This window comes from Sodalis sp. RH22 (assembly GCF_047324165.1).
Lineage (GTDB): Bacteria > Pseudomonadota > Gammaproteobacteria > Enterobacterales > Enterobacteriaceae > Acerihabitans.
Map to the genome: position 1 here is coordinate 3,203,282 of NZ_CP178731.1, position 18,500 is coordinate 3,221,781.

13 protein-coding genes are annotated in these 18,500 nt (G+C 53.2%); 4 read left to right on the forward strand and 9 right to left on the reverse strand.

Annotated elements, in window-relative coordinates; translation table 11 throughout:
- Nucleotides 1–4: 4 nt before the first annotated feature.
- Entirely contained in the window at nt 5–5,815 is a 5,811-nt protein-coding gene (locus ACL2XN_RS14635) for a hypothetical protein (protein ID WP_413728945.1), read from the forward strand.
- 69 nt (nt 5,816–5,884) lie between these two features.
- On the opposite strand, the gene ACL2XN_RS14640 is transcribed toward ACL2XN_RS14635, so the two are convergent.
- Nucleotides 5,885–6,781 carry an SDR family oxidoreductase gene (locus tag ACL2XN_RS14640; protein ID WP_413728946.1) on the reverse strand — a complete coding sequence of 299 codons (897 nt, stop codon included), beginning with the start codon at nt 6,779–6,781 and terminating at the stop codon, nt 5,885–5,887.
- Between the two features lie 44 nt (nt 6,782–6,825).
- Complete coding sequence (locus ACL2XN_RS14645) at nt 6,826–7,566, reverse strand: SDR family oxidoreductase (RefSeq protein ID WP_410012324.1); 741 nt, start codon at nt 7,564–7,566, stop codon at nt 6,826–6,828.
- 124 nt (nt 7,567–7,690) lie between these two features.
- Between ACL2XN_RS14645 and ACL2XN_RS14650 the strand changes: the two genes are divergently transcribed.
- The gene (locus tag ACL2XN_RS14650; RefSeq protein WP_410012326.1) at nt 7,691–8,584 is read left to right on the forward strand and encodes a LysR family transcriptional regulator; all 894 of its coding nucleotides are present in this window, start codon (nt 7,691–7,693) and stop codon (nt 8,582–8,584) included.
- A 17-nt stretch (nt 8,585–8,601) separates the two neighbouring features.
- Here the strand turns inward: ACL2XN_RS14650 and ACL2XN_RS14655 are convergent, their stop codons facing one another.
- The 4 genes from ACL2XN_RS14655 to ACL2XN_RS14670 all read right to left on the reverse strand — a co-directional run bounded on the left by ACL2XN_RS14655 (nt 8,602) and on the right by ACL2XN_RS14670 (nt 13,216).
- Entirely contained in the window at nt 8,602–9,060 is a 459-nt protein-coding gene (locus tag ACL2XN_RS14655; protein WP_410012327.1) for a hypothetical protein, read from the reverse strand.
- A gap of 164 nt (nt 9,061–9,224) precedes the next feature.
- Complete coding sequence (astD, locus tag ACL2XN_RS14660) at nt 9,225–10,691, reverse strand: succinylglutamate-semialdehyde dehydrogenase (RefSeq protein ID WP_413728947.1); 1,467 nt, start codon at nt 10,689–10,691, stop codon at nt 9,225–9,227.
- 254 nt (nt 10,692–10,945) lie between these two features.
- On the reverse strand, nt 10,946–11,566 hold the full coding sequence (locus ACL2XN_RS14665) for a hypothetical protein (RefSeq protein WP_413722006.1): 621 nt from the start codon (nt 11,564–11,566) through the stop codon (nt 10,946–10,948).
- A gap of 345 nt (nt 11,567–11,911) precedes the next feature.
- Entirely contained in the window at nt 11,912–13,216 is a 1,305-nt protein-coding gene (locus ACL2XN_RS14670; RefSeq protein WP_413722005.1) for a purine-cytosine permease family protein, read from the reverse strand.
- A 270-nt stretch (nt 13,217–13,486) separates the two neighbouring features.
- Here ACL2XN_RS14670 and ACL2XN_RS14675 point away from each other — a divergent pair, with 270 nt between their 5' ends.
- Nucleotides 13,487–14,245, forward strand: a complete 759-nt coding sequence (locus ACL2XN_RS14675) for a helix-turn-helix transcriptional regulator (RefSeq protein WP_410012331.1) — start codon at nt 13,487–13,489, stop codon at nt 14,243–14,245.
- Between the two features lie 136 nt (nt 14,246–14,381).
- The gene (locus ACL2XN_RS14680) at nt 14,382–16,214 is read left to right on the forward strand and encodes a glycoside hydrolase family 15 protein (protein WP_413722004.1); all 1,833 of its coding nucleotides are present in this window, start codon (nt 14,382–14,384) and stop codon (nt 16,212–16,214) included.
- Nucleotides 16,215–16,238: 24 nt separating this feature from the next.
- Here ACL2XN_RS14680 and lsrG read toward each other — a convergent pair whose 3' ends face one another.
- From lsrG to lsrB, 3 genes are read right to left on the reverse strand one after another with little or no spacing between them, the layout of a single operon-like run.
- Entirely contained in the window at nt 16,239–16,538 is a 300-nt protein-coding gene (lsrG, locus tag ACL2XN_RS14685; protein WP_410012333.1) for a (4S)-4-hydroxy-5-phosphonooxypentane-2,3-dione isomerase, read from the reverse strand.
- A complete protein-coding gene (gene lsrF / locus ACL2XN_RS14690; RefSeq protein WP_410016641.1) occupies nt 16,538–17,431 on the reverse strand; it encodes a 3-hydroxy-5-phosphonooxypentane-2,4-dione thiolase in 894 nt (297 codons plus the stop codon). Before lsrF ends, lsrG begins: the two co-directional genes overlap by 1 nt.
- Before the next feature lie 24 nt (nt 17,432–17,455).
- Nucleotides 17,456–18,481 carry an autoinducer 2 ABC transporter substrate-binding protein LsrB gene (gene lsrB, locus ACL2XN_RS14695; protein ID WP_413728948.1) on the reverse strand — a complete coding sequence of 342 codons (1,026 nt, stop codon included), beginning with the start codon at nt 18,479–18,481 and terminating at the stop codon, nt 17,456–17,458.
- Nucleotides 18,482–18,500: the final 19 nt, after the last annotated feature.

Consider the following 18,500-nt stretch of genomic DNA (forward strand, 5'->3'; position numbering starts at 1 on the left):
TACTATGTTAAATACAACTATCAGCCAATATAATTGCTTTTTAACAAAAGAATCCAACGTCGCTGTCGCCGGTCATGCCAACTCATCAACAATTAATAATTACTATCAAAAAATTAACAACGTTCAGAACCAACATGATACTAATCTGCCGTCAAAGCAGCGCGAATGCGTATCTAAACCACATAACGGTATTGACACTGAAGAAACAGCTGAACAAAAATTAAAAGCGGATCGGTTATACGCCTGCGTGGCTTTATTTAAAAAACATCCCGGAAGCGTATCCACGGCGACAACCGGAAAAAATATTACCATCACTATTGCCGATCAATCCCTTAGCATTCCGACCCGCAAGATTGTCTTGCCAGGCGGCTATGGTGTTTATATCGCGGAAATGGACGGGCGGTGGCTGCTTTCCGATGGGGAGATCTATCATATTGACGATCTTGCCGGTCCGCCCCGCACCTGGATGGACAATTTGGTCAATCTGCTGGAGCATCTCGCGGGCGTGGTCAGCGGCTATTACGCGAGCCGGATTTTCCAGGCGCAACCCCGGGGCACACCGGGGCCGCAACAAGCAAAAATCGCCGCATCGGGGCACCGGCCCAACGCGCAAGCGCGCGATATCGGTCCTTCCCCGCTGCGTGCCTCCGGCATATTAACCACCCTGTGGCAATCCCGTCATAGGTTCTTTCTACCCACATTGTTACCTGGCGCCGGCGCGGCAGCGGTAGATGACATTGAGCGGCGGCATGACCACGCCTTGCCCTTGTTTTCCGACCCGCCGATAACAGAAAACGACGATAATGGAAAAAATCATATCTGTGAAACAAACTTACATATCGCTAATCATGCAGCCAAAGAATTATATACGGAAATTAAACAGCAATATATCCCATTGGCGAAAGGTAAAATTTACTCGCTAGAATGGATGTACGATCTCAATATTTTTTTATACGACAAAATAACTGAACTATTTAACGATATTTCATACCTTAACAATATAGTGCAGTTTACTGATATTATAATGATCAAAAAATATATCGAAAACAATATTGAAGATTGTATTAAATCATCAGCCAAAATAACAAAATATGAAAATTCCAGCAGAAACTATTTCAAAGAGCAAAGGATGGTGGCCGATTTTTATCCTCAGATTAGCCACCACATTGAAGAGGCGTTGGGAAAAATCAATTTCAAACTTTTGCGTGAATTGATAGATTTTAAAAATGGCATTTCGTATGCCGATGCCAAAAAAAACCTGCTGCAACTGATTAAAGAATCATCATTAGACGATGTTGAAATGTATAGAGAACAATATACAATGCTTATTTTAATGCAAGAAGCGCAGCATAAATACGAAAGATCATTATTTAGTGATTCAATCCCAACAATAGACAGACTCATCTATTACAATTCCCGGGAAATATATATTGACATGCTCGATGAACAGCCCAAAAATCTCAAGCGGATTCTTATTAAGCGTTTTTTTTATTATATTTTCGAGTATAGCAGGAACAATGGCCTAAGCATTCAGGGCAATTATCTTTTTATTCCAGGAGAGCTGACTGAATACAGAAATCTTTTTGACCAGCCGGTCCCACCGTTAAGCGAAGAGGAAATAGCCGAGCTGGTGGCAAAGCAGATCGTGGATTTTATCCACGGCAGTGATAAATATCATCCCCATATCGACCGGTTGCTGCGTGACATCGCTTTTTATCGTACCCGCCTAGCTACTCACAACGCAGGCCAACGCTGGCAGGATGAAAGTTTGCTACCCTACCAAGAGACATTACATTGCCTTGAGAAAAGCGCGGCCACCAATCTTGCGCGTATGGACGATCCTGCCTATGCGCATAATCCTCAATGGATTAATACTTTATTCGATCAAATTAAATATGACAAGGAATGCATTTTATTGTTGAGTTTCCTTGAAAAGCTGCAAACCTCCTTAATAATTATAGTCGACGAGCATCAGCACGAACAAGTGTTGTTAGGCAGTAACACGGATGAGCAACGGCTGGCGGAAGCAAAAATCATGGCGATGATAATGGCCTTCCCCGGCGACGCCAGCAACAAATCAAAGCAGGACATACTCAACCAATACTTCCACCGCGTTACTATGGGCGATATTGAACTGCTTTTGAGAGCGTCAATCTACTGGTACATGGATTATCATCGCGTCCGGCCGGATCAGTTAAGCGAACTCAATTCATTATTTATCATCAAGCAATTTCAAGATGCAAAAAAAATGGTCGCGCTTGATTTCGAGTCGCGATCCGTTGAAAATTTTAAAAAAATATTTGAGTTGAAACCCTCGAGTGAATTTGATTCAGCCAGGGATTTTTATAACCAATTTATCCATTATAAAGCTTATTCCCTACAACAGGAAGCACGGCAATTTACATATAAAATTCTTTCCCGTTCGCAATTAGATTATTTGGATATGATCTATCCCCCCAAGGAAGTACATACTTTTAAAATCTATTCTAGGAATTACGTCCAGAATTCATTATCTCCCAATACTGATATTTTCGCGCCAAATAATAACTTTGGCACTTTTTCCCTGATTAAAACTTACAGTCATAAACTCATTATGGCATGCACTCTTTTTAGCGCTCCATTTATCAAAGAGATATCGATATCTCCTGAGAATGTCATACTTAGTTTTATTCGGGCTGAACATAAAAAAACCAATTTCGACCTTAACTGGCTTAATCGCCGGAAAATATCTATAACAACAGATGATTTATTAGAGCTTTTTAATATTCATTTTGACAACTCTACGTTGCGTATGTCGCCATTGAGTCTTTTCCTGATTGAACCAGAAGAAAACATTGCCAGCATGCCCACACCGGATTATGTTCTGGTGGCGGGAAAAGAAAAAGATGGATATAAGACGCTGATGGAAATAGTGGACTACTGGAATACGCAAATGCTAAAGGAGATAACGGATCAGTTAAAAATTTCGCTACGAGAAAGAAAATGGTGGCAAGAGTTGCTGGCGTTAATACCCTTTTATGAAATCTTGTGGAAGGAATGGCATGACGCTGACAACCAGCCCAATGGCATAGAAATCATATTCGATACTTTTGATCTGGCTTTTATGCTCGCGCAATTAACCGGTAGTGCGGCCAAAGGAACTGGGATATTATACAAACGTTTATTTAACATTGCCAATATCGATAATCTGCCCGTTAAGCAGCTGAATAGGGCTATTTCAAAAATACTGGTTGAAGAATTACCCACTATTGCAAGAAAAAGCTCGGGTTCTGTTGTTAGCAGCCTTATCGGTTATCTAAATCCGTTGCCGATACATTCCATATTCTCAAGGCAGGTAAAGCATCACTTATCTAAAAATATGGCCACGGTAATTTCATGGATGAGCAATTTTATTCTAAATAATATGGAGCAAAGAATGACTAATTTTATTCTTTGGTCCGCTAAAATTGATAAAAATTTGCTCTCTCAAAAAAACAACGATGGCACATTTATCCTTGATCAGGGACAGGGGACCACGCAGAAATTTATCGAGATTGACGATTATTTCTTTCAGGTTATTTGGGATGCCGCGATAAAATCCTGGCGTGTCGTCAAACCGACCGAGGTTATAAATTTCAATTACGCCATCCCTATGTATAAAAACGATAAAGGCAAATGGAGTGCCACCTATTTTTTGGATAATGACCGCTTCCCTATATACATGCGCTCCGGCCGTCGAACCCGGCATATAAATAAAGAAATTGATATTTTTACCATGGAACCATTACGCGCCATACAATTTACGAAAGACCATTACCGGGACAATAAATGGATGTACATTTACATGTTAGAAATCATGGTAAATGACTACACCACCCATATGAAAAATTTATTTGACCAAAACAGCGACATAAGTAATATGTTAACCGACTTTGTAGATTGTCTTGCCGACGAGCATAAATTCCGTGAGGTCTTTACGCAGGGATCCGGTGAGGAAAACATTATGCTGCGCCACTTTGTAACCGGTTTAGCACTGGATGGGGGAGTGGGCGTCGCCTACCGCATGCAGCGCTTATGGCAGAATGAGCACGATCGTTTGCCGGTAGATCATATTGTTTTAGTCTTAAAGATAAATGGGAATAATTATATTGTTGATATGACCTACCTTCGTCCGTACGGAGCCGGGCTCATTGAAGACCGGCAGGTTTTTAATGAACCCGAATGGGCATATCTGATTAAAAAAACCATCAGCAACGATTACCCTCTGATAAAATACAAAGATTTCAGTAAAATTAAATCGGCTATCGCCTTTCCCTATCGTGAGGCGGAACATCCGGGAAAATACGTCAAAGGCGCGTTCTTGCTGCGTGAACCTATATGGTATAAAACCGCAGGGATTAAATATTATTATCGCTATGTCAAGGAAAAATTACCTACTGAGTATGATGATACCCCTTCCGTTTTGTCGGCAGCGCGTAACATGACCGCTGAATATGATCGTATTGATCGAACAGATGAAAATCATCATATGAAAGTGACCTTTCCTTTTCTCATTTTGAAAGAGGCTAAACTTCTCAGCGCCCAGGAAACGGAAGATATGCAGCAAAAAACCACGCGGGCATTAGGTCAAAATTATCCCAGCCAGAGCTACATGTCAGCCGGTGTCGAACTGCTGGAAATCGATGATTTGTTAAAAATAAAGCCGGGAAAATTGCTCGCGGTATTCTATGATGATTTATATTTAAGCCATTTATTACTCAGCGTCGGCGATGGCCGCTTTGCAGGCGTAGGCAATAATTTATTTAACCCGCTGTTCGAGACCGGGCCTTCGATTATCCTGGCCGAAGAAATGGGTACTTTTTCCGAAGGCAAGCTCACGATAAGAAACACGTCCGAACAATATACCCTGATCGCAGGTAATCTTTTTAACGCGCCGCCTGATGAACCCGTTATGTCGGACAGGCTGGCGTTTCAGAAGATTGTTAACACCACTACGTATGGTGAAGAGGCCATCGCAGAATTTCCTGTGGCCGCAAGGGAAAAAACGCTGACCCAAAATACCTGGACGCTGGCGACTTCGGCTGATAATCCCGCGGTGCTGACGCTTAAAATGGAGGCTGTCCCACAAAATATTTATCCCTCCCGCCCCCGCGAAATGGCGCACATTATCCGCGGTCTGGTTTATGCCAACAGCAAGCTGCCCGACCTCGCGCAGGTACGATATATGGAATTAATCACCCTCTTTGATGGATTTGCGCCTCATTCCCAGCGGGGACAGGTGCTGGCTAATGATCTCAGGCTCAACATCCAGCTGGGCCCCTATCTGGCGACAGATAACATCAGGCAACGGCAGCCCCATTGGTTTACCCGCTTTTCACCTTCTACCGTCGAACCGGGTGAAGCATTGCCAGCGCCGGTAACGCACAGGCATGGCGCTACTGAACATCGCCGGGGCTATGCAAAAACCAGGCGCCTGGCTGATATGGTGGAAATGCTTATTACCATCAGAAAATCACTCAATAACGCCCGCATCAAACGAAACGTCACTTTTTTACCCGATATTTTGAGTGATTTAGCGCGACTTATCATTCGCGATATGAATTTCTATGATTTTACCGGCATCTACCGGCAGCAGTTGGATAAAGAGTCTGAAGAAAAAATTTATCATATTCTCAGGGAGTACCAGGACTATATTGCGGAAGCGGACGAATATTACCTGCAGTGTTTTTTCGATATCCTTTTTTCCGTCAAGAATTTCCGCCGTCTTACCGAATTGATTTATCCCATGCCCATAACTACCGCGAACCATACGTTGCCATTATGGCCCTACAGCTGATGAACATCACCGCCGCGATCCGTCGCGGCGGTAACAGGATGGATGCCAGGCCATAAGCGCCTTGAGATACTACCGCTTGTGCGGTTTTAATAAGTCTTCCAGGCCGATGCGGCGGAACAGTTCGGCGCGCACCCGGTCCGCCATGCCATTGACCACCTCGCAGCCGTCCCCGGACGGGTCGATATGCACCCGGAACGGCCGGGTGCCGAAGGGCATATCCACGACCCGGACGATGGCCCTGGCCACCTCGGCGACATCGGCATTCGCCGGCTCCAGCGAAGACAACCCCTTCAGGCTTTGCTCCGCCAGCCCGGTGTAGGGCCCCTGATCGTATTCCGCGGCGCGCGGCGCATCGGCCGGCGCCCCGGCATGAGCGAAGTGATGGGTGCCGCGGGTAAACGCCCCCGGCACGATAATGCTGGTTTCAATTCCCCAGCGACTCAGTTCCGCGGCGTAAGAGACGGCCAGTGAATCCATCGCCGCCTTGGCGGCGAAGTAAGGAGACAGGTAGGGCGGCGTGCCTCCCCTGGCGCTGCTGGACGACACCCATACCACCAATCCCCTGCCCTGCTTGCGCAGCTGCGGCAAGGCGGCGCGGTTTACGCGCTGGGTGCTGAGCACGTTGATATCGTACAGTTGGGCAAATTGTTCCGGGGTAAACGCCTCCGCCGGGCCGAACGACATATGACCGGCATTATGGATCACCACATCCAGCCTGCCACACTCCCTGATAATGCCGGCAGTGGCGGCCTGCACCGATGCGTCGGACACGACGTCCAGCTCCACAGGGCGCAGATCGACGCCCTGTTCGGCGGCATAGCGCCGGGCTTCAGCCGCCTGCGGCGCGTTACGCCCGGCGGTTTCACGCATGCCGGCGTAAACGGTATGTCCGGCTGCGGCCAGCGCCCGTGCGGTCAGGGCGCCAAAGCCGCTGGAGGCGCCGGTTATCACGATCACGTGTTTCATGGCCAAACCTCTTTTCAAGATGAAATGAATCGACTGAAAAGGCGTTAGATCAGCCCGCCGTTGGCGCGCAGCACCTGGCCATTGATCCAGGCACCGTCGGCACCCACCAGGAACGCCACCACGGCGGCAATATCCTCCGGCGTGCCCAGGCGTTCCAGCGGCGCCATTTTGGCCATGCGGTCAACCACTTCCTGCGGTTTGCCTTTTAAAAACAAGTCGGTTCCCGTTGGTCCGGGAGCGACGGCATTGACGTTGATCGCGCGGCCGCGCAGTTCCTTAGCCAGGATGGCGGTCAGGGTTTCCACTGCCGCCTTGGTGGCGGCGTAGACGCCGTAGGTTTCAAGCCGCAGGCCGACGACGCTGGTGGAAAAATTGACGATGCTGCCGCCAGTGCGCAGGCGCCGCGCCGCTTCCCGCAATCCGTTAAAAGTGCCTTTCAGGTTGATGGCGATCTGGCGATCAAACAGCGCGTCGTCACTGTCCGCCAGGGTGCTCAGGTTCATGATGCCGGCATTATTGACCAGGATATCCACCCCGCCGAACGCCTCTTCCGCCCGATCAAACAAGGTGGTAAAAGTCGCCGGGTCGCTGACGTCACCCTGGGCGCTGAGGGCATGGCCGCCAGCCTGCGCGATCTGGCTGACCAGCGCGTCGGCCTCTTGCTGCTGGCGCGAATAATTAACGATAACGGTATAACCGTCATGGGCCAGGCGCCGGGCGATGGCGGCGCCGATGCCTCTTGAGGCGCCGGTAATGATGGCGACGCGCGATGTAGCGTTATTCATGCTGTTCTCCTGTCGGGTTGCCGGCCATACCCTGTCGGGGCCGGTGAAAACAGCATGGACCTTTTTCTTTTCCGGATAATCCCCTATTATTCGTCATCACTATCCGAAAATGAGAAACAATGCCTTGGACAGATACGATGCCATGCGGGTATTTACCCGGGTGGTTGAACAGCGCAGTTTTACGCTGGCGGCGCGGGATTTGGTCATTCCGCGTTCCACCGCCACCGACGCCGTCAAGCAGTTGGAGAACCGGCTGCAGGTAAGGCTGCTGCATCGTACCACGCGTCAGGTAAGCCCGACGCTGGATGGCGAGGCGTATTACCAGCGCTGCCTGCTGATCCTGGCGGCGGTGGAGGATGCGGAGACCGCCTTTAGCGGCGCCCGGCCGAAGGGATTATTGCGGGTAGACGTACACGGCACCCTGGCACGCCATTTCCTACTGCCCGGCCTGCCCGGCTTTCTGGCGCGGTATCCGGAAATCGAGTTTTTCATGAGCGAGGGCGACCGGCTGGTGGATCTGGTGCGCGAGGGCATGGATTGCGTATTGCGGGTCGGCAACCTGAAAGACAGCGATATGGTGGCGCGGCGTCTCGGCGCGCTGGCACAAATCACCTGCGCTTCGCCTGATTATATTCAGCGTTTCGGCCTGCCGGCTTCGCCGGCGGATCTGGCAGACCACAGGATGGTCGGTTTCCGCTCGTCCGCCACCGGTACCCTTATGCCGTTGGAATTCATGATCGATGGCACCCTGCACACCCGCACGCTGCAGGCCACGGTCTCGGTTACCGGCGCGGAGAGCCTGGTGGCGGCGGCGCGGCTGGGCATGGGGATAATCCAGGTGCCGCGCTACCATGTGGCCGGCGATTTGGCCAGCGGCGCCCTGTTGTCGCTGCTGGCGGATTATCCCGCCGCGCCGATTCCGGTTGCGGTGCTCTATCCGCATAATCGCCAGCTAGCACCCCGGGTGCGGGTATTTATAGACTGGCTGGGCCAGGAGTTCACCAACCGCAATGTCTGAGCGCGGGCGGTATCGCCTTAACCGGGCGTGAACTCAATCCAAATGGCTTGATGCTGTTTCAGATAGGAGGCCGGCGGCGGAGAAATGGCGACCGGGACAATTTGTTTTTCGATAAAGGCGCACAACGCCTTATCACCGGAAAACGACTTTTCCGGGCGCGTACCGCTGAAATCCAGTTTCACCGAGCAGGTCCTGCCGGCGAACTGACCGAATTCCTGATGCCAGATACAGCTCATCATGGCGGAGGCGGTATGGGCAAGATAGGTGCTTAATTCATCATCCATCCCGGCGTCCAGATAGGCCTGCCTGGTGGATTGATAATAATCCATTTCCGCGCCCGCATCCGGTTTGCCGCAAAGGGCCGGCGCGCTCGCAGCCCTTTGCGATAGCGCCGGCGCCTCGCGGTGCGGCGCCGGCGCGCAGGCGCTTAGTACGGCGCACAGCGCCGCCATAGAGAAGCTTTTATTGATGTCCATATCTCTACCTTAGGCTGAGCGAGGGCGCCCGGATGACGGTGAACCCATGAATCCGGCAATCATAGCAGCGATTTACGCTGCGGTCAGCGGCAAATTATGGATCCGGCCGGCGGGTGATGTCGGGTTTACTTTCCCGCGCCGCCGGCCTGAAAACATCCGCGCCGCTAACCGGGAAATGTCAGACCCGGCGCCAATGGCTCGGGCAGGGTCAATTGCTCGCTTTCCAGCGACGCCATGGGCCAGGCGCAATAATCCGCCGCGTAAAAAGCGCTGGGCCGGTGGTTGCCGGATGCGCCGATGCCGCCGAAAGGCGCGCTGCTGGCCGCACCGGTCAGCGGTTTATTCCAATTGACGATGCCGGCGCGGGCCTCAAGCAATAGCCGGTCGAAATGATGGCGATGGGGTGATATCAATCCCATGGCCAGCCCGAAACGGGTATTGTTGGCAATATGCAGGGCCTGGTCAAAATCGTCATAGCGGATAACGCTTAACAGCGGGCCAAAGTATTCTTCATCCGGGGCGTCAGGCACCGCGGTGATATCGATAATGCCCGGCGTCAGCAGGCTGCTTTCCGCCCGCGGCTGAGTCAGGGCCAGCATGGCTTTGCCGCCCGCGGCCAGCAGTTGTTCCTGCGCCACGATAAGACTGGCCGCCGCCTGCAGGCTTATCACCCCGCCCATAAACGGCGGCGGTTGGCTATCCCAGGCGCCGATACGCAAGGCGGCGCTTACCTTTACCAGCCGGCCGAGCAGGGCATCCCCCGCCGCACCGCGCCTGACCAGCAGACGGCGGGCGCAGGTACAGCGCTGGCCTGCGGAGATGAACGCCGAGTGGATAATAACATTTACCGCCGCGTCCACGTCGTCCGCCTGTTCAACAATCAGGGCGTTGTTACCGCCCATTTCCAGCGCCAGCATTTTTTCCGGCCGGCCGGCCAATTGCCGGTGCAGTTGATAGCCGGTATGGGCGCTGCCGGTAAACAAGAGCCCGTCGGTCTCAGAAGATTGAGCCAGGGCCATGCCGGTTTGCCGGCCGCCCTGCACCAGGTTGATAACCCCCGGGGGCAGTCCGGCTTCTTGCCACAAACGCAAGGTCAGTTCGGCGGTCATCGGCGTCAGTTCGCTGGGTTTAAACACCAGGGTATTGCCCGCCAGCAGCGCGGGCACGATATGGCCGTTGGGTAAATGCCCCGGAAAGTTATACGGGCCGAATACCGCCAGCACGCCGTGCGGCCGGTGGCGCAAGCTGGCCTGGCCGTCGCCCTGCGCCGCGACGCTTTCTGCGGTGCGGGCGTGGTAAGCCGTCAGGGAAATAGCCACCTTATTGATCATGGCCTGCACTTCGGTCTGGCTTTCCCACAGCGGCTTGCTGGTCTCGCGGGAAATGACGCTCGCCAGCTCGGTTTTATGCTGGGCAAGCAAACCGGCGAATGCCTGCAGCATCTCGACGCGTCCTGACAACGGCCGCCTGGCCCAGGCGGGAAACGCAGCGCGCGCGGCCCGACATGCCTCGTCGACCTGAAGCGCATTCGCTTCGTTACCCTGCCATAAAAGCGCGCCGCTGACAGGGCAAAGCTTGGTAAAAGGATCGCCTTTGCCGCTGCGCCAGCTGCCGTTGATAAAATGGGTCATGACAATCTCTCCATGGCGAAAATTGACTCCCAGCGCCGGTACGCCGGGCGGTAAACACCGGTGGTATGGGTCAGATTGCCCACTACTATTCCATAAAACAGGCCGCGGGAATGGGATAACCCACCCTCATTTTATTAATATCCCTATTAGAAATATTAATAACAAGCCGGGCCCCCCAATGCAATACAGCCTGGAACGGCGTTTCCGGTAAGAGGATCAAAAAGCAGGCCGCCATGGGCGCGCCGAACGGCGCACTAGAAAAACGCACGATGCGTGTAGCTCGATTCGGCATTGCCTACCTTTGTTAATGACTTAACATTCTTGTTAATATATTGACGTTCCTTAGGCCATATTATCCCGCTGGCCAAAATATTGCGATAGGCCTCGTTCATACTGATTTTTTCGCTATCAAGCAGCAAAGTCTGGCCGACATAAAGATCTTCAGGCAAAGCGGTAATATTGGTACCCTGGATGTTCAGATAACCCCCTACGCACAGATTACTCGGTAACGTTCTTATCGGCGTATTTTCAAGATCCAATCCGCCGTCAACCTCGAAATTGTCCGGCAGCTCGCTCAACTGCGAATTTTCCAGGAAGATACTTCCGCCAACGTGCAGGTCCTGCGGTAATCGCTTGATCGGCGTGTTTTTCAAGTCCAGGTCATCAAAGACCTGTAACCCCTCGGGAAGATATTCAATGTCGCAATATCTCATAATAAGCGAATTAACAATTATCAATTTTTGCGGAATATGCCTGATTCCCGTATGGGTTAAATTCAAGGCGCCAAAAATTATTGTATTTCCATCAGGCTTCCTAATGAACTCAACATGACTATCAAAAAGGAACTCATAGAAGCAGGGGCTGAATTTACACATGCGTCTTCTCCTGCACCGGCAAATGTATAGTGTTATGTTGTTAAAATAGCTGCGTATTAAAACATATTTATTATCGAGTAGAAAGTACTCTACCACGTGGATTAGTGGACAGCGGCTAATTGTGATATACCAGTGATTAACAACGGGGCACATTGTGGCATAAAGCCCGGTATTGTCATGGCGCTGGCAGATTACGTTAAATCTTACCTGAACGATATATTCATTTTCCTTAAACACATAAAGAATTATTTTGAATATCAAAGAAGCGATCAGGATATCCGCCTTTTTCCGGACGCTGATACGCTTCCTGTTAATGTTATGGCATTTTACTTTACCAGGGGAGGGTTATTGTACATCGGCAACGCGCCTTGATTTAAGAGTACATATTATCCAATAGACAATAATGGAAACCATTAACGAATTAAGGGCCGCGATCCCCGCATCAAAGAGAAGGCCGGCCAGGATCCCCGTTACGCAGGCTATAACGGCCCGCCAGCCGATGACAGGCGTCAATGCCGGGTCCGGCAGGGCATGGTTGGCGCGCGTTTGGTCGAGGAGCCGGCGGCTGGTTCGCAGCAGATAATAATCACAAACCATAACGCCTGCCACCGGAGGGAAAACCACACCCATCAGGATAAGGAAATGCTGATATTGCTCCAGAATGCCGATTAGCGTCAATATCGTGCCGCAGGCACCCAAGATAATCGTCAGCCGGCGATAGCTTAACTTCCTGCCGGTAATGCCTTCGAAAGCGTTGGCCAGTGCCAGGGAAGACGAATACAAATTGGCGTCATTGATTTTCACCGCCGACAAGATCACCGCGGATACGCCTACCCATCCGGCGGTCTGCGTCATCACCGCGACCACGTCCGACGTTCCCAGCGCATGCGCTATCAGGATGGCGATACCGTTAACCACGAATTCGCCGATGATAATCGAGACGGTGATCATCCAGAAAACATGCCGGCCGTTTTTACAATAACGGCTGATATCCGCCGTGGTGACAGCGCCGACGATACAACCGCCCGCTACGCTGGTGGCCGCCATCCCCAGGGTCATGGGTTCGCCGATAGGCGCGGCGGCGACCAGGGCGGCAACATCATGGCCGGCCAGCAGCTCCAGCGCGATCCAGCCGACCACCAGGAAGAAGAGCGGTACCGATATCATGGCCGTCCAGCCCAGGGCGCGAAAACCGCAGGCGACCAGGGCGGTAAGCGCCATGCCGGTAATAACCGCGGAGCAGCCGAAACCGAGCCGCCCTCCCAGCATATAATCAACGCCATGGGCAAAAATGGCGTTCTGCACGCCAAACCACCCTAACAGGCTAAGGGCGATCACAACGCCAATCAGCACCGATCCCGCCTGGCCGAAACCGCACCAGCGGGCCAGCAGGCTGGTGGACAACCCCTCCCTGGCGGCGGCCAGTCCCAGCCCCAGGCCGACGAATTCCAGGATCAGGCTTCCCAGAAAGGTCGCGAACAGCGCCTGGTAAAATGTCATGGCATGGCCAAGCATCGCCCCAAGCAAAAATTGCCCGAGGGTGGTGGTAATGCCGATGCGTATCATGGTCACGGTGAGAAAGCCGGAGCGCCGCGCGTCCGGTACGCGCGCGCAGGCATAATCATTGGCGGCGATATTGATTTTTTCCATCACAAATATCCTTATAGTGTAAATAGCGCCAGATGCGGGATCGGCGGCTTATACGTTGGTTATATATCTAATTTTATAATTTACGTTTAATTAAAATTAAAAAAATGAAGGTGTAAGCTACACGGGCGCCTTCGGCTTAACGGCCTGCATTCTATAATGACAATGTATTTTTATCAGTTATTAATATCTTTTTTACCCCTCTGGACAGTACTATGTTTAAACATTATGATGGGGATATGGACAAGTTGTGATTAATTAGGTGGCACACTAATGGAAGTTAATATGAAATGCGCTGCTGGGATAGCCGAGCGATTTGCAATTGAAATATCACCACAGCTTTTGATGTTCTGGGATAATTCCAGCGAGCCGTGGGGCGTTAAAGATACAGAATCTCGTTATGCCTATGCAAATAAAGCTTATTATGACCTTATTAATGTAAAGCGCTCGTTACACAATATTGAAGGCTGCCTGGACGATCAGTTGCCCTCCTCCATTGCCGAATTCGCCTGGCATTTCAAAGAGCATGACCGCAGCACGCTGCAAGTCAAAGATCGGCTCTGTTCCCTGGAAATTCATCGTTATGGCGGCGAACAGCTGCTACAGCCCTATTATTTTGATAAATTCCCTTTATTTGACCATAGAATCGGCAAATGTATCGGCACCGTTTTCCATGCCCGCAAGTTTGAGCATTTTTCCCTGCTGAAACATATTAACGGCGAGCGTCCCACGTTCTTCTCTTTTTTCCCGCCGGAACAGCTGTTTTCCGAAGGCGAGTTGGACGTGATCTTTTATGCATTGCAATCCATGAGCAGTAAAATAATAGCCAAAAAACTTAACCTCTCGTTCAGGACCGTCGAGAATAGATTGCTTATTGTGTATAAAAAAGCCGGCGTGCACTGTTTAAGCGGGCTAGTGGATTTTTGCCGTGCCAAGGGGTTCGATCGTTACATTCCGCAAAAATTTTTCTGCGCCGGCAGCCAGCTGATCAACATCAATGCCAAAACCCGGCTCTCCGTGCCTGCCGCCTGAAATCATCCCTGCATAAACCCCATAGACTGGCGCGCATGAACGCGGATGCAAAGGCCAGGCCATTCATCCTGCGCTATAGTTAGTACTACATTGACTCAATCCAGCGGCATACGCGCCTTTTCAGGAAATCAGGGACATGGCTGACTTACCTCAAACCGACGCGATACGACGCATTGGGGAACACGGCATCATCGGCGATTTACAGACCTGCGCACTGATCGCCGTTGACGCCAGCATTGACTATTTCTGCTGGCCCGACCTTGACAGTCCGTCCGTGTTCAGCGCGCTGCTGGATACCGACGCGGCCGGGGTTTTCACCTTATCCCCCGATTGGCCGGATGCCCGCAGGCAACAGCTTTACCTGCCCGACAGCAATATCCTGCAAACCCGCTGGCTGGACACTACCGGCTTGGCGGAAATCACCGATTTTATGCCGATCTGCGACGACGAAAACCGCATGCCGCGCATTATACGTCGCCTGAAGGTGCTTCAGGGCGAAGCCTGCTTTACGCTGCGCTGCGCGCCGGTGCACGACTATGCCCGCGCGGCCACCCGCGCCCGCCTGGACCATGAGACGGTGGTGTTTACCGCTCCCGGCCAGCCCAGCCTGCGCCTGGTGTCCAGCGTCCCCCTGCATACCGCCGCGGGCACCGCCGCCGTGGCCCGTTTTACGCTTAAAGCCGGTGAACACGCGGAATTTATCTTCGGCAGCGCCCGCGACCCGCAGGTCAATCTGGATAATACCCGGGTATGCTTCGATACCACGCTGCGCTATTGGCGGCGTTGGAGCGCCGCCAGCAGCTATAAAGGGCGCTGGCGGGAAATGGTCAACCGATCGGCGCTGGCGCTTAAGCTCCTGACCTCCTGGAAACACGGCTCCATTGCCGCCGCCGCCACTTTCGGCCTGCCTGAGCATCTGGGCGGCGCGCGCAACTGGGACTATCGCGCCTCCTGGATCCGCGACGCCTCGTTTAGCGTTTATGCCCTGATGCGCCTGGGTTATATCGAGGAAGCCGGCGCCTTTACCACATGGGTGGGCCGCTGCATGGAAAACAGTCAGTTTGAGCCGGATAAACTGCAGGTCATGTATCGGCTGGACAGCGGTACCGAACTGCCGGAGGCCAGCCTGCCGCATCTGTCGGGCTATGCCGGGTCGGTGCCGGTACGCATCGGCAACGGGGCTTACCGGCAGCTCCAGCTCGATATTTATGGCGAACTGATGGATGCCGTTTACCTGGCGAACAAATATGGCGAGGCTATTTCGCACCGCGGCTGGCAGCATATCGTCAGGATGATCGATCATGTCTGCAACAGCTGGAACCAGCCGGATGCGGGCATCTGGGAAATGCGCGGTGAACCCCAGCATTTCCTGCACTCCCGGCTGATGTGCTGGGTAGCCATCGATCGCGCGCTGCGCCTGGGGATGAAACGCTCCCTGCCCATGCCCTACGATCGCTGGGATCAGGCGCGCACCGATATCCGCGCGGATATCTGGACGCATTTCTGGAATGATGAGCTAGGCCATTTTACCGCCACGCGGCACGGTCAGGACCTGGACGCGTCCATGCTGCTGATGCCGCTGTTCCGTTTTGTCGGCGCCACCGATCCCGACTGGCTCGCCACCCTGGACGCCATCAGGGATACGCTGGTCCAGGACGGCCTGGTGCGGCGCTATAATAACGAAAACACGCCATCCGATACCTTGCCCGGCAGCGAGGGCGCCTTCGCCGCCTGCTCGTTTTGGTATGTAGAGTGCCTGGCGCGCGCGGATCGCCTGGAGGAAGCGCATTTCGAATTCGAAAAACTGCTCAGCTATGCCAATCCGCTCGGCCTGTACGCTGAAGAATTCGACCAGCGGGGCTACCCGCTGGGCAATACGCCGCAGGCGCTGACCCATCTGGCACTGATCAGCGCGGCGTTTTTCCTTGACCGTAAGCTCAGCGGACAGGAACCGCTATGGCAGCCCTGACCGCCCGCCGTTTATGCCGGGAGCTTACGCCGTCTCCGGCAGCAGGCCGATAAAGGTGGTCTTCTTGCGCGGTTCGGTCATCAGCGGCGCCAATTGCTCAACGCAGCGCAGGTAGTGCGCGGTTTTTTTATGCGCCGCCACCGCCTGTTCATCGCGATACGCCTCGTAAATATAAAATCGGGTCGGCACCTGCTCGTCCTGCAGCACGTCGAAGCGTAAATTGCCTGGTTCCTGAATCGAACCAAGATGATTTTGCCGGAAAACCGCAATAAAATCGTCTATCTTGTCGGCTTTGACATTGATCTCCACCAGCGTCACATGCATTACCTGCCCCCTTCTATCGGGTGTTGCTCGCTTTTGAACAGCGCATACGCGCGCTCGGCGTTTTCGCCGTGGTGCACCACCGCCTGCACGGCTTTCAGCATCGCCACCGGCGCCTCGGACTGGAAGATATTCCGCCCCATGTCGACCCCGGAAGCGCCCTGGTCAATGGCGCGATAGCACATCTCCAGCGCCTCCCGTTCGGGCAGTTTTTTGCCGCCGGCAATGACGATCGGCACCGGACAGCCCGCCGCCACGCGTTCAAAACCGATATCGGTATAATAGGTCTTGATCACCTGCGCGCCTATTTCGGCGGCAATGCGTGTCGCCAGCGAAAAATAGCGCTGATCGCGCGCCATATCCTTTCCCACGCCCGTGACCGCCATGGTCGGCATGCCGTAGCGCGTGCCCTGGTCAATCAGCTGGATAATATTTTTTATCGACTGATGCTCGTATTCGCTGCCTATATACACCTGCGCCGCCATCGCCGCCACGTTCAGGCGCAGCGCATCTTCAATGGATACCGCCACCGCCTCGTTCGACAGTTCACCTAAGATGGAGTTGGCGCCGGACGCGCGCAGCACCACCGGTTTATTTACCGCCGGCGGCACCTGGCTGCGCAGGATGCCGCGCGTGCACATCAGCACGTCGGTATGGGCGAACAGCGGCGCGATGTGCAAATCGATCCGCTCAAGACCGGTGGTCGGCCCCTGGAAATAGCCATGGTCGAACGCCAGCATTACCGTACGGCCGGATACGGGATTGAAAATCCGCGCCAGGCGCGATTGCATGCCCCAGTCAAGCGCTCCGCTGCCCTTGAGGAAAAACGGCACATTGCGCTGCGCCACGCCGATGCCGAAATCCTTGCCGTCCTTGATATCGTCCAAATCAGCCATAATCATGTCTCCTACGCAGACCGGTTAAAAATCGTATTTATCGATATTGTCTTTATTGAACTGCACGCGTTCGGGCAGCAGGACGATGCCGTTGTTCTTGGCCTCATATTGATATCCCTGCACGCTGTTGGCGGAGACCTCCACCGCGCCCACCTGCGGGATGGTCAGTTTATCGCCGACATTGAGGTCGCCCTTTTGCAGCATTTCATGCGCCACATACACCGCAATCTTGCCCTGCTGTACCACATCCCACAGGCCAAAGGTCTTTACCGTGCCGCGTTGCACATAGGGACGCATGACGTTAGGCGTGCTGAAACCGACGATGGTCACGCCCTTACGGCCAAGATTCTCCGCGGCCTGCGCGGCGGCGGGCAGCGCGTTGGCGTCAGGCGCGATAATCGCATCCAGGTCCGGGTAGGCCTTCAGGATACTCTCGGCGGTTTGCAGGGATTTGGTGGCGTCGTTATAACCGAACTGCGTGGTGACGATAGTCCAGCCGGGATGATCGGCGCTGATTTTGGCCTTGGCCTCTTTGACCCATTGATTTTGATCGGTAACGGTCGGGCTGGAGTAAAAAAACGCCACCTTGGCCTGCTCCCGGGTGACCTGTTTCGCCGCCATATCCACCAGCAGCGAGCCGAGCTGTTTCGGCGTACCCTGGTTGATATACACCGAACGGCACTCCGGTTTGGTATCGGAATCCCAGGTCAGCACCTTTACCCCGCGTTGCATGGCCCGCTTGAGCGCCGGACACAGGCCGTCGGGCGACACCGCCGATACGATGATGGCGTTGTAGCCCTGGTTGACAAAATTGTTGATCAACTGTACCTGCCCGGAGACGCTGGGCTCGGTAGGGCCGTCATAGGTAACGTCGACGCCCAGTTCCTTGCCCGCCGCCAGCGCGCCGTTGCCGCCGCTGGTAAAAAAACCCACGCCCACCAGCTTGGGGATAAAGGCGATGCGCTCGGCGGCCTGGGCGGTGGCGAACCCAGCGGCCACCAGCAGGAACGCGCCCGCCATTGCTCTATTGCGCCAGATATTGTTATCCATGTTCGACTCCATTGATCTC

Coding starts and splice junctions, on each gene's coding strand:
- lsrB (WP_413728948.1), bottom strand. CDS start 18,481: ATGGATAACAATATCTGGCGCAATAGAGCAATGGCGGGCGCGTTCCTG.
- ACL2XN_RS14640 (WP_413728946.1), bottom strand. CDS start 6,781: ATGAAACACGTGATCGTGATAACCGGCGCCTCCAGCGGCTTTGGCGCC.
- ACL2XN_RS14670 (WP_413722005.1), bottom strand. CDS start 13,216: ATGGAAAAAATCAATATCGCCGCCAATGATTATGCCTGCGCGCGCGTA.
- ACL2XN_RS14645 (WP_410012324.1), bottom strand. CDS start 7,566: ATGAATAACGCTACATCGCGCGTCGCCATCATTACCGGCGCCTCAAGA.
- ACL2XN_RS14665 (WP_413722006.1), bottom strand. CDS start 11,566: ATGTGTAAATTCAGCCCCTGCTTCTATGAGTTCCTTTTTGATAGTCAT.
- ACL2XN_RS14655 (WP_410012327.1), bottom strand. CDS start 9,060: ATGGACATCAATAAAAGCTTCTCTATGGCGGCGCTGTGCGCCGTACTA.
- astD (WP_413728947.1), bottom strand. CDS start 10,691: ATGACCCATTTTATCAACGGCAGCTGGCGCAGCGGCAAAGGCGATCCT.
- ACL2XN_RS14675 (WP_410012331.1), top strand. CDS start 13,487: ATGGAAGTTAATATGAAATGCGCTGCTGGGATAGCCGAGCGATTTGCA.
- lsrF (WP_410016641.1), bottom strand. CDS start 17,431: ATGGCTGATTTGGACGATATCAAGGACGGCAAGGATTTCGGCATCGGC.
- ACL2XN_RS14680 (WP_413722004.1), top strand. CDS start 14,382: ATGGCTGACTTACCTCAAACCGACGCGATACGACGCATTGGGGAACAC.
- lsrG (WP_410012333.1), bottom strand. CDS start 16,538: ATGCATGTGACGCTGGTGGAGATCAATGTCAAAGCCGACAAGATAGAC.
- ACL2XN_RS14635 (WP_413728945.1), top strand. CDS start 5: ATGTTAAATACAACTATCAGCCAATATAATTGCTTTTTAACAAAAGAA.